At 51.8% G+C, this 12,048-nt stretch carries 10 protein-coding genes; 6 read left to right on the plus strand and 4 right to left on the minus strand.

Going from position 1 to position 12,048, the window contains the following annotated elements; all coding sequences use genetic code 11:
* The first annotated feature begins 118 nt into the window (after nucleotides 1-118).
* Complete coding sequence (locus tag SE18_RS10335; RefSeq protein ID WP_054534378.1) at nucleotides 119-2,032, plus strand: cellulose binding domain-containing protein; 1,914 nt, start codon at nucleotides 119-121, stop codon at nucleotides 2,030-2,032.
* Between the two features lie 84 nt (nucleotides 2,033-2,116).
* On the opposite strand, the gene SE18_RS28135 is transcribed toward SE18_RS10335, so the two are convergent.
* Nucleotides 2,117-2,248, minus strand: coding sequence for a hypothetical protein (locus tag SE18_RS28135; RefSeq protein WP_269083553.1), 132 nt, complete (start codon nucleotides 2,246-2,248; stop codon nucleotides 2,117-2,119).
* A gap of 26 nt (nucleotides 2,249-2,274) precedes the next feature.
* Here SE18_RS28135 and SE18_RS10340 point away from each other — a divergent pair, with 26 nt between their 5' ends.
* From SE18_RS10340 to ruvA, 3 genes are all read left to right on the plus strand, one after another.
* The gene (locus SE18_RS10340; RefSeq protein WP_054534379.1) at nucleotides 2,275-2,520 is read left to right on the plus strand and encodes a response regulator transcription factor; all 246 of its coding nucleotides are present in this window, start codon (nucleotides 2,275-2,277) and stop codon (nucleotides 2,518-2,520) included.
* A 115-nt stretch (nucleotides 2,521-2,635) separates the two neighbouring features.
* Entirely contained in the window at nucleotides 2,636-3,694 is a 1,059-nt protein-coding gene (locus SE18_RS10345) for an LLM class flavin-dependent oxidoreductase (protein ID WP_054534380.1), read from the plus strand.
* Between the two features lie 139 nt (nucleotides 3,695-3,833).
* Entirely contained in the window at nucleotides 3,834-4,427 is a 594-nt protein-coding gene (gene ruvA, locus SE18_RS10350; protein ID WP_054534381.1) for a Holliday junction branch migration protein RuvA, read from the plus strand.
* A gap of 237 nt (nucleotides 4,428-4,664) precedes the next feature.
* Here the strand turns inward: ruvA and SE18_RS10355 are convergent, their stop codons facing one another.
* Both SE18_RS10355 and SE18_RS10360 read right to left on the minus strand, forming a co-directional pair.
* Nucleotides 4,665-5,606 carry a TrmH family RNA methyltransferase gene (locus tag SE18_RS10355; protein ID WP_054534382.1) on the minus strand — a complete coding sequence of 314 codons (942 nt, stop codon included), beginning with the start codon at nucleotides 5,604-5,606 and terminating at the stop codon, nucleotides 4,665-4,667.
* Nucleotides 5,607-5,708: 102 nt separating this feature from the next.
* Nucleotides 5,709-7,259: a glycoside hydrolase family 43 protein gene (locus SE18_RS10360; protein WP_054534383.1), complete on the minus strand. Its 1,551-nt coding sequence runs from the start codon at nucleotides 7,257-7,259 to the stop codon at nucleotides 5,709-5,711.
* Nucleotides 7,260-7,354: 95 nt separating this feature from the next.
* Between SE18_RS10360 and SE18_RS10365 the strand changes: the two genes are divergently transcribed.
* Both SE18_RS10365 and galA read left to right on the plus strand, forming a co-directional pair.
* Nucleotides 7,355-8,002: a class I SAM-dependent methyltransferase gene (locus SE18_RS10365; protein ID WP_054534384.1), complete on the plus strand. Its 648-nt coding sequence runs from the start codon at nucleotides 7,355-7,357 to the stop codon at nucleotides 8,000-8,002.
* A gap of 550 nt (nucleotides 8,003-8,552) precedes the next feature.
* Complete coding sequence (gene galA, locus SE18_RS10370) at nucleotides 8,553-11,327, plus strand: beta-galactosidase GalA (RefSeq protein ID WP_054534385.1); 2,775 nt, start codon at nucleotides 8,553-8,555, stop codon at nucleotides 11,325-11,327.
* On the opposite strand, the gene SE18_RS10375 is transcribed toward galA, so the two are convergent.
* Nucleotides 11,324-11,926, minus strand: a complete 603-nt coding sequence (locus SE18_RS10375; protein WP_054534386.1) for a TetR/AcrR family transcriptional regulator — start codon at nucleotides 11,924-11,926, stop codon at nucleotides 11,324-11,326. The genes galA and SE18_RS10375 overlap by 4 nt on opposite strands.
* Nucleotides 11,927-12,048 lie beyond the last annotated feature (122 nt).

Genomic DNA, 12,048 nt, shown 5'->3' on the forward strand with positions numbered 1-12,048 from the left:
TCTGTTGGCTAGCGGCGTTTGGTCTAATACAGCTGCTAGTCAACGAAGGAGGCCACGCGCCCAGCAAACTGAGGGAATGCAGCGCAGGAGCGACGCATCATCTAGAACGGGGTACATGATGAAAGTTTATAAACCAATGCTCAAACTTATTGTCGCGTTTTTGGTCTTTTTGCCGCTCGTCACCAGTGCGGCCAGCAGTACCGAGCAGTTTAACCAGCCAATCAGCAATTCGAGCATGTTCAGCTGGTACAGCAACTCTAGCATGGCGACTGGCACAGCCAACATCAGCGATAGCCAAGCCCAAGATGGCAAAATTATGCGGCTTTCGATTGGCGCGAATCAAGCTGCCTACCCAGGCCAAGGCTCGAACTTAGTTTCACGCCAAATGTATCATTATGGCACTTACGAAGGCCGCATGAAAACCGCCAACTGCGCCAGCGACGAAGGCGTAATCAATGGCTTTTTCACCTATTTTAATGATGGCAGCGATAGCAATGGCAATGGCTTGCCTGATAACAGCGAAATTGATATTGAATGGCTGTGTGCCGAGCCACAATCAATTTTAATTACCATTTGGACTGATTACAACGACCCAACCGCGATCAGCCGCCGGGTCTACCGCAAGATCAATGTGGCAACTGGCACGGTTGAATATACCCGCTATGCCACAACCTTCGGCGGAAGTTACACCGATTTATCGAATAGCCAAGGCGAAAATCAGCCCACCACGGTGCAGGCGATTCCTGGCTACAATTCGGCCACCGCGTTCTACGAATATGGCTTCAATTGGACTGCCAGCAACGTGACCTTGTGGGTTGTTAATCCAAGCAATGGCCAAAAAATTGTGCTCTGGGATTATCGCGGGCCAAGCGCACGCATTCCGCAAAATCCAGCGGCCTTTATGGTCAATTTGTGGCATCATCCCAACTGGACGCCAGAATGCTGTGCCAACGCCACCAACCCACCTCGGGCAACCCGTTCGCTCGATATCGATTGGTTGCGATTCACGCCTCAAGGCGATATCCCAAGTGATACGGTTGCGCCAAGTGCGCCAAGCAACCTGCAAGCAGCCAGCAAAACCCATAACAGCGTGAATTTGAGTTGGAATGCTGCAACCGATAATGTTGGCGTGGTTGGCTATGATATTTATCAAAATGGCGGCAGCAATCCAGTTGCTAGCAGCAGCAGCACCAATATTACAATCAATGGCTTGAATCCGAGCACCGCCTATAGCTTTGCGGTCAAGGCCCGTGATGCAGCGGGCAATCGCTCGGCCAACAGCAACAGCTTGAGCGTTACTACCAACAACCCACCAACGAGCGGCAACGGCTTACAAGCCACCTTTGTCAAAACCTCAGATTGGGGCAATGGCTACGTTGGGGTGTATCGCATCACCAACAATGGCAGCAGCGCGGTCGATGGTTGGACGCTCAGCTTTGATTTGCCAAGCAACGCCACAATTGCTAGCTGGTGGGATGCGACCCAAGCTAAAAATGGCAACCGCTACACCGCTGGCAACCTAGGCTGGAATCAGCGGATCGAGGTTGGTCAAACGCGCGAATTTGGCTTTAGTGGTAGCTACAGCGGCGCATGGGTCAATCCCAGCAACTGTATTGTCAATGGCCAAAGCTGTAGCGGCGGCACAACCAGCCAAAATCTGGCACTCGGACGACCAGTCCAAGTTTCTTCAGCAGAAACCAGCGCGCTAGGCGGAGCGAACGCCACCGACGGCAATAGCAACACCCGCTGGGCCAGCAGCTACAGCGATCCGCAATGGATTCAAGTTGATTTGGGCAGCAGCAAAAACCTGAGCAAAGTCGTGCTGAATTGGGAAGCAGCCTATGCCCGCGTCTATCAAGTGCAAGTTTCCGATGATGCTAGCACATGGCGCACCCTGAGCACAGTCAGCAACGGCGATGGCGGCACGGATACGCTGAATGTCAACGGCAGCGGGCGCTACCTGCGGGTGTACGCAACCCAACGCGCCACCGAATGGGGCTACTCGCTGTGGGAGATCGCCGCCTACAACTAAGGATCAACACTCCTGCGACTAACCCCCTCGTTCTGATTGAATGAGGGGGTTCTGCCTTTTAAAAAGCGCCGTTACCCTTCCTTTTTAAAAGGCAAGCGTGCCATGAATTGGCGGGCGCTTCAGCTTCATATCGAAGCTAAAGCGGCGCGTTGCAAGGCGTTGCTCGCCAGTTTTTGGGGCTTGCAGCAGGGGCATTGGCGTAGGTAGACTAAGCAATAATTCGTTCAAGGAGATTTTAGGCTATGAGCAAGCAAAAACGACCACTTTCAACCAGCGAACAGCGTATTATGCAGCTTCTGATTCAAGGTCAGACCAATAAAGCGATTGCTGTAACCTTAAATCTAACCACTGGCAGCGTTGAAACCAGCTTACACCGAATTTATGTCAAATTAGGAGTGGAAAATCGGGTGCGGGCTGCTTTGGTCTACCTCCAATTAACCAATGCTGGTCAGCCATTGCCGTCGAGCGAAAATAGTTCGCGTATATGAATCCTGTTAGATTAAGCTAGCAATTACTAGATTAATCACTTAAACTGGGGGTAAAATAGGGCTAGAATAACGCTGAGCAACAGCATTTCAGCGTTTTTAACATGATGGAGTACTCATGGAAGCCACAGTTGGTCAAACTAGCCCTGCCCAAGCAAGCCGCGAAATAGCATTTTCGGTGCTCGATTTAGCCACCGTTTTCGAAGGTAGCACGCCTGCTGATGCGTTTAAGAATAGTTTAGCCCTGGCGCAACATGCAGAGCAGCTCAATTTTACACGCTTTTGGCTGGCCGAGCATCATAATATGGCGAATGTTGCCAGCGCTGCCACTGCTGTGGTCATTGGCCATGTTGCCGCAGGCACCAAGCGGATTCGGGTTGGTTCTGGCGGGGTTATGTTGCCCAATCACTCGCCATTGGTCATTGCTGAACAATTTGGCACACTTGAATCGATCTATCCAGGCCGAATCGACTTAGGCTTAGGCCGAGCGCCGGGCACCGATGGCCGCACTGCTATGGCGTTGCGCCGCGATATGATGGCCAGCGCCGAGCGCTTCCCCGATGATGTGCGCGAACTGCAAGCATATTTTGCCGAGCCTAGCCCAGGCCAATATTTGCGGGCAATTCCCGGGGCTGGCTTGCATGTGCCATTGTGGTTGCTTGGCTCAAGCACGTTTAGCGCGCAGTTGGCGGCCAAATTAGGCTTACCATTTGCCTTCGCTGCCCATTTTGCCCCAACCCATTTGTTTGATGCCTTGCAATTGTATCATCAGCACTTTCAGCCATCGGCCCAGCTCGCCAAGCCCTATAGCATGGTTGCAATCAACGTGATTGGCGCGGAAACCGATGCAGAAGCCCAATATTTGTTTACCAGCATTCAACAAGCCTTTATAGATATTCAGCGCGGTACGCCGCGGCCAATTCCGGCTCCAACCAATGATCCAGTCAAACGCCAAGCGCTAGATTTCGCTTTTGCTCAAAGCCCAATGTTGGCCTACACCGCGATTGGCACGGTTGATACCTTGGAACAACGCCTAAGCCAGATTATCAAAGAAACTGCTGCCGACGAAATTATGGTTAGCGCCAATATTTACGATCAAGCAGCGCGCAAACGCTCATTTGAGATTGTGGCCGCCGCCCGCGATCGGATCAACGCCAAACGCCTAGCCCACTCATAATTTCCAGCTGTATACGCAAGAGAATTCTAATCCGCTAAACTCCAAAGCGGCTGCTTGCTATTGCAAAGCAGCCGCTTTTCGCGTAAGCCAGCCCAAACCTGTATAATAAGCCCAAGCCTAGCTTAGCAGGGAGATCGCGATGATCGCATCGGTACGAGGTGTTGTGCAATTTATTGGTCTGGATCAGGTAATTATTGACGTGCATGGCGTGGGTTTGGCGATTGCTGTGCCGCGCACGGTTTTGGCAACCATCGGAGCAATTGGCGATAGTGCCCAGTTGTATACCCACTTGCATGTGCGCGAAGATATGTTGGCCTTATTCGGATTCAACTCGCCAGCTCAACGGGCCTTATTCGAGTTGCTCTTAGGCGTGAGTGGCATCGGCCCGAAGGTTGCGTTGGCGCTGCTTTCCGCCGCCAGCCCCGAAGAATTGCAACAGGCGATTGCTCGCGAAGATACAACTATGCTCTCAAAGGTGCCAGGTATAGGCAAAAAAACCGCTGCCCGCTTAGTGCTTGAACTGAAAGGCAAATTTGGCGTAAGCACAATTAGCCATCAACTCAGCAGCAACCCAGGCTTGCTCGCAATCAACACCGAGCTGATTGATATTTTGACCAGCCTTGGCTATAGCAGCACCGAGGCCCAAGCAGCGCTCAATGCCTTGCCAGCAGATGCTCCCGCCGACACCGAAGAGCGCCTACGCTTGGCTCTGCAATATTTTGGTGGCGTATAGCTTGGCCCATAAGTCAGCTGCGATTTAGGCCATGCGGGTAGCTGCATAATAGGACTACTATGCAGGATTCTCGTTAGGATGGCCGTAAGCTAGCACTGGCATACTAGGTTCAAATCCTTCCTCCTCACACACACTCTTCTCTCCTACAAGCGGCCCAACTGGGCCGTTTGTAGTTTTAGCTCAATACAAAAACGACCAACTGAGCAACCTCAGTTGGCCGATCGCACAAGCAATAAACTATTGGGCTAAGCGCTGTTGGCGAAACATTTCATACAGCACAATGCTGGTGGCAACGCCCAAATTGAGCGAATCGCAGGTGCCAGCCATCGGAATCCGCACTAAGGTATCGCAGATGCTTTGCTCAACGACCGAAAGCCCAAGCCGCTCGCTGCCCATCAACAAAATCGCAGGGCTTGGGTAGCTGATCGTGTGATATTCTTGCTCAACATCGGGTGTGGTGCCAATCACATGATAGCCGTTGGCGTTTTTCCATTGGCCAAATTCTTCGAAGGTTGTGCGCACCATGCGCAAGGCAAACAACGAACCCATGCTTGCCCGAATCGCCGCTGGATGATAGGGATCGGTCGTGTCGCCAATCAAAATCAAGCCTTCGCAGCCAACTGCATCACAGGTGCGCATAATTGCACCCAAATTGCCTGGATTACCAACCCCATTCAAGGCAACCCAAGGCCGATCAGTCAATTGCACATTGCTTAATGGCTCTTGCTCCAGTTTAACCACGGCTCCAATGCCTTGGAGATTTTCTTTGAATGAGATGCCCGAAAAAGCGCTAATCGAAAGTTCAACCATTTGTTTGGCAGCTTTGCGCAAGGCACTGACGGTCTCGTTAGAATGCTCGGTGCGCGAAAGCAACTCCAGCGAAATCGCGCCAATTTCAATTGGTAAGCCAGCATTAATCGCTTGGGCAACGATCCGCGCACCTTCAATATAGTAGGTTCCAGTGCGATCACGGGCATCGCGCGAGCGCAATTGGCGAATTTCTTTAACGATGTCGGGCAAAACAGTTTGCTCAAAAACTGGCGCAGGCTTTTGGGCTTGAGTTGATGGTTTACGACCATAATTCGAACGTTCATCTCGATCGGTGCGTTTGGCAGGCGGGCGCGCAGGCCGTTGTTGGCTAGCTGGCTGGCGATTTGGTTTGGTTGGTTTGCGTGGCATGATACGCTACTTTCTCCCACAGCAGCAGTATAAGCATCCACTGGGGAAAGTATTTTAACCAAAAAACCGTCACCTGCCAAACGCCGAGATCAACCAAACTGCTTATTCGGCTACTTCGCGATATTCAAACCAATCAAAATCGGCCACTGATTGGCTTGTTTGGCCTTGGCTGCTTGCATACAAGCCAATCACTGTGCCCACAAACCCACCAGCAATCGGTGTGCTCAAAAAGCGTCCATCGAGATTTTCCAGCACTGGTTGCCATGCATCGGGCTGCTCGGCCACGAAAAAGCTATAGTCTTGACCATAGGCCACAATCCGCAAATACTGGCGCTGGCCGCTGACTGGCACGCTGGCCAAGGTTTCTTCCTCGCCATTGCGGCTAACAATTAAGCTGGCTTGCTGCTCACCAGTAATCACAAATTGGACTTGATATTTATGGTTTTGAATCAAGACTAAGCCTGCAACTTCATGCACTTGCTGCGGCTGAAATTCCAGCACAGTTTGGGCCAAAAAGTTCATATGCTGCTGGCGGCGCCCAACAAAACTGGGGTTGGCCATTTGATTAATTTGCTCAGGCCGTAATTGCATGCGCAGCCAACCTTGTCGCTCGCTTAAGCTCCACCATTCTGAGCGTGGCGTGCGCAAAAACATCCAATACATGGCCAACGTATCGCCATCAAAATGGTCGCATGCAGCTTGCACTGGCCAGCGTTGCAGTGGCAAATTGGGCGCAGGATAGCTGGATTCAACTTTACCCGTGCTAGGGCTGATCAAGGGCCAGCCTTGTTCCCATTCAACCGGAGCTAAGAAGGTTTCACGGCCAAGATTGTAAAAACCGCCACCATAGGGGCGCATCGCGAGCAGCACCAACCACCATTCACCGTTTTGGGTTTGCACCAGATCAGAATGGCCAGTACCCATCACCGGGTAATCGCGGCCAAGCTGGCGATGGGTCAAAATAGGATTGGCCGGATAGCCTCCATAGCCTTTGGTTAATTCGCTGCTGCGGGCAATCGTTACCGCATGATTATATTCCGTGCCAGCCTCGGCAATCAGCAAATAATACCAACCATCAATTTTGTAAAGATGTGGGCCTTCAGTCCAAACCACACCGTTGAGCGCGCCCCGCCACAACACCGATTGCTCGCCAATCAATTGCATCGTGCTCAGATCAAGCTCTTGCAGCCAAATTTCGCATTGGCCTTCGTATTCGGGGTTGGCTTTGCCACGATTGCCCACATACCACGCCCGACCATCCTCAAAAAAGAGCGAGGGATCGATTCCATCAGCATCGAGCCAATAGGGGTCTGACCATGGCCCAGCTGGCGATTCAGCGGTCACAATAAAGTTGCCATGGCGCTCTTTGCCTGCAATCAAGGTCGTAATCATATAAAACGTGCCATCGTGATAGCTAATCGTTGGGGCAAAAATTCCTGCTGATGGATGAATTTCGTCGAGATTCAGTTGCGATGGACGATCTAAAATATGGCCAATTTGCTGCCAATGCACCAGATCGCGGCTATGGTGAATTGGCACGCCTGGAAAATATTCAAAGGTCGAATGAATTAGATAATAATCTTCACCCACCCGACAAATCGCTGGATCAGGATAAAAGCCCGTCATAATTGGATTGTGAAAGCGGCGTTGCATAGTGTTCCTCACACATGGAAGGGTTATATGTTGGTTCTTTTTTAGCAGAAATTTGTTAAGATGCAATTGAAAGTTTCGTGTTTTTGGAGCAAACAATGAGCGATTTGCCAGCCAGCGCCCAAATCTACAACAACCACATCTTAAAGTTTTACGATTTTTTAGTGCACGGCATCTCTGATAGTTTTATTTGGCGCTGCCCCAAGCCCAATTTAGTTGCGTGGTATCGGCAGCATTTACGCTCCCAGCATTTGGATATTGGGCCAGGCAGCGGCCTATTGCTGCGCGAAACCCTCGCTCAACACAGTTTAGATAAACTGCTGCTGCTCGATGTTAATCCTGAGTGCTTAATCCAAGCCAGTGCGAATCTCACGCAATGGCAACCGCAAGCTGTTCGGGCTTCGATTATGCAAGCCTTGCCACTCAGCGAGCAGTTTGAATCGATTGGCTTGGGCTATATTTTGCATTGTATTGCAGGCACGCCTGAGGTCAAAGGCGCAGTCTTGCAACGCTTGGACGAGCGGTTAACGCCCAACGGTGTGCTGTTTGGCGCAACAATTTTAAGTGCTAGCGAGCCGTTTCATAGCGCTACTGCCCGGCGCTTGATGGGTATCTACAATCAGCGCCAAATTTTCGCCAACCAAACCGACACGCTTGCCAACCTCGAAACCATGCTCCAACAGGCCTTTCAGCGCTACGAAATTAAGCGTATCGGCAGCGTCGCCCTGTTTGCTGGCTGGCAGTGAGAAATTAGGGATCGGTTGTGGGGATCGGTTGTTCGGCATCAGGCGAGAGATTCAGGAACCGCGAAGAGCACGAAGGGCACGAAGGCTACAGGCTTGTGGCTCTCGGAATATCATTGGAGTTGGCGACAGGTAGTTGGCACTGCACAGGATACCGATCCCCGATCCCTAACACCCGACCCCTCGCCCCGCAACCGCGAAGCGCACGAAGGGCACCAAGATCGCCAAGTTTTGGGGTATAGCATCAATAATAACAGTCCGCAACACAAATATGAGGGATGCAGGGGATGAAAACCCCTGCGTCTCCCGCCTTGAGGCGGGACGGAAGGGTGGTGATCATCAATAATTGTTAAAATCGCTTGTGGTTCATCGCAACAAGGTTAGCTGCTGCTGAAATCCAAGCAATATTTTAGAAGAATTTTAGTAAAAACACCTGTAGACTAGCTCGTTAACGTGGCGTGCTCGCATGCGTTTGCCCAAACGCAAGGCGCGACCCTTGAGCAACTAAGCGCTGCTTGGCAAACAACGATGTAGAGCAGCATGGAGATCAGCGATGATTAGCAACCCACCCCGCGAACGCCTAGTGTTCGATCAAGGCTGGCGTTTTGCCCTCGGCCATGCCTTCGACCCCGCCCAAGATTTTCAGCTTGATAGCAGCCATTTTTCGTTTTTGGCCAAAGCTGGCTATGGCGATGGTGCAGCCTCGCCCAAATTCGACGATCGGGCTTGGCGTGTGGTCGATTTGCCCCACGATTGGTGCGTCGAACTGCCATTCGATCAATATGCCAGCCACAGCCATGGCTACAAAGCAATTGGCCGCAAGTTTCCCGCCAACAGCGTTGGCTGGTATCGCAAAAGCTTTGAAATTGCCGCCAGCGAGCTTGGGCGACGGATCAGCCTCGAATTCGATGGCGTGCATCGCGATTCCAAGGTTTGGATCAATGGCTTTTATCTTGGCAACGAGCCAAGCGGCTACACCAGTTTTAGCTACGATATTAGCGATTATCTGAATTATGGCGGCCAGAATGTGGTTGTTGTGCGCGCCGATGCTACCACCGAGGAAGGGTGGTTTTACGAAGGCGCTGGCATTTATCGCCATGTCTGGCTCTGCAAAACCGCGCCGCTGCATGTCGCCCGCTATGGCACCTTTGTGACGAGCGAAGTCCACGAGACAAGCGCAACGATAACGATTCAAACCACAATTGTCAACCAAAGCCAGCAACCAGTGGAATTCAGCTTACGCGAAACCATCAACGCACCTGATGCAACGCCCGTCGTGCAAGCCCAAAGCCCAATCTATCAACTTGCTGCTGGTCAAAGCGCCGAATTTACCCACCAGCACCAGCTGAACAATCCCCAACTCTGGGATCTTACCAGCCCTCATTTGTATCAACTTACTACCACTGTGCAACTTGGCGATGACGTAGTTGATAGCTACGAAACCAGCTTTGGGGTGCGCAGCATTCGCTTTGATCCCGATCAGGGCTTTTTCTTGAACGGGCGCTCGGTCAAATTAGTTGGCAGCAATCAGCACCAAGATCATGCTGGAGTTGGCACGGCGCTGCCCGATAGTTTACAAACATATCGCATTCAACGCTTGCAGGAATTCAATCATAACGCGATTCGCACCTCACACAACCCGCCAACGCCTGAGTTTCTTGATGCCTGTGATCGCTTGGGTATGTTGGTCTTGAATGAAAACCGCTTGATGGGCAGCAATCCTGAGCATTTGCGCCATGTCGAGCAACTGATCAAGCGCGATCGCAACCATCCATCGGTCATTTTATGGTCGTTGGGCAACGAAGAATGGGCGATTGAAGGCACGATTATCGGCGCACGCATCGCCAGCACCATGCAACGTTTCGCCCGCCAATTCGATCATACCCGCCTATTCACGATTGCCTGTAGCGGCGGCTGGGATAAAGGCATTGGCACGGTGACTGATGTGGTTGGCTATAACTACATTTGGCATGGCGATATTGATGCGCACCACGCCAAATTTCCTTGGCAAGCTGGCGTTGGCACCGAGGAAAGCAACACCTATGGAACCCGCGGCATTTACCAAACTGATGCTAGCCGCGGCCACTTGGCGGCATCTCCCAGCGGTGATGGCTACGCCGACACCGAATTTAGCTGGCAATTTTATGCTCAACGCCCATTCTTGGCTGGGCTATTCTTCTGGACGGGCTTCGATTATCGCGGCGAACCAACGCCGTTTGAATGGCCAGCGGTCGCCAGCCAATTTGGCTTTTTCGATCTCTGCGGTTTCCCCAAGGATATTGCCTACTACACTAAGGCTTGGTGGGGGCAAAAGCCAGTTTTACACCTTGGCTATCACTGGGATTGGCCGAACGATCTCGGTCAAGTCAAAAGCTTTCCAATTTATAGCAATTGCCAAGAAGTTGAGCTGTGGCTCAATGGCGTGAGCCTTGGCCGCCGTGCAATGCCCAAAAACGGTCATCAACAATGGGAAGTCGCCTATCAACCAGGCGAATTGCTGGCTCGCGGCTATAACGATGGCGTTGAAGTGATCAGCGCGAGCCTGCGCACCAGCCAAGCAGCCAGCCAGATTCAGCTTGTGCTTGATTATGGTCAACTCAAGCAAGTGGGCGATCTTGCGGTCGTTACGCTGCAAGTCTGCGACGAGCAAGGCCAAATTGTGCCAACCGCCAACCACCTGCTTGATCTCCAATTAACTGGTTCGGCCAAGATTTTGGGCGTTGGCAATGGCGATCCCTCCAGCCACGAGTCAGATCAATATCACCAACGCTACCTCATTAGCCCAATTCAAATTACTGGCGAGCAAACCGCCGCTGATCTGAGCGCTGGCTTAGAGTTGGCACGCGGAGCAGTAGCCCAAAGCTGGCAACCAGCATTCTGGCACCATAACGACGATCAACAAGCCAATTCACAACCCTATATCGTCTTCAATGGCAGTTTTGAGCTACCAAACTACAGCGAAGCGAGCAGCATTCGTTTGTTCAGCAAAAGCATCGCCCACGACTATAGCGTTTATATCAATGGCCAACTGATCGCCAGCGAGATTGCGCTGGCTCAGGGCGACCAAGTATTTGAATTGAGCCACGATCTGGTGCGGCCTGGCCAAAACAGCTATCTAGTAACTGGGCGCTGGATCAAAAAAGCCAATCCATGGACGTTCCCCAATCGTGAGCCTGGGGTAGTGCAAGTTATCGAGCCAGCAGCACCATGGCAACGCCGCGCTTTCAACGGTTTAGCCCAAGTAATTGTGCAACACACTGGCGGCACTGAGCCAATTAGCCTCAGCGCAAACAACCCTGAACTCAGCAGCGCAAGCCTGACATTTTAATCTTCGGCAACTGTGCGAGCCAGCACTGCTTCCAACAAGGCAGTTGCTGGCTCCTCGATTAATAATAATTGATCGATTTGATCGCTTTCCATGGCTTGCAAAATTAATTCGTTAATCCCGCCCACAATTGCCATCGCCAAAGCTGGCGTGATTTGGCGTTTCTGCGGCGAATCATAGTGTTGGTCGGCTCCGGTTGCCCGCAACAAATCAGCAAAGCGTTGATTGGCGGCGCGGCGCACCTGCAAACCCCTGCTGCCTGCGGCCAGAATCTCAATAAATAACGTCCGCATCAGCAACGGATGGGCTTTGATGCGCTGTAAATAGGCCCGATGGGCGCAGCGCACCCGCGAATGCATATCGTGCGCGCTCTCGATTGCTTGGCGAATAACCTCGATCAGCTGGTCGGTGGCGGCGGTATAGAGCGCCAACAAACAATCTTCTTTGCTCGCAAAATGCTCATAAAACGTCCGCTTGGAAACCCGCGCCAAGCGCACAATATCGGCAATTGTCGTTTCTGCATAGCCTTTTTCGGCCACCGCCGCCGCCATGCCATCCATCAAGCGGCTACGATATTCAGTTTCGCTTACTTGTTCGGTCATACCACCCTCGTCGTTGAGCCATTCCTCACCCATACTAGCTTAATTTCTTGGTACTTGACAGTACCAGAAGCAAATGATAGCATAAATCGTGTTGGTACTCAATAGTACCAAATATTCTTTTT

Origin of the sequence: Herpetosiphon geysericola (assembly GCF_001306135.1) — a bacterium.
Taxonomy (GTDB): domain Bacteria; phylum Chloroflexota; class Chloroflexia; order Chloroflexales; family Herpetosiphonaceae; genus Herpetosiphon; species Herpetosiphon geysericola.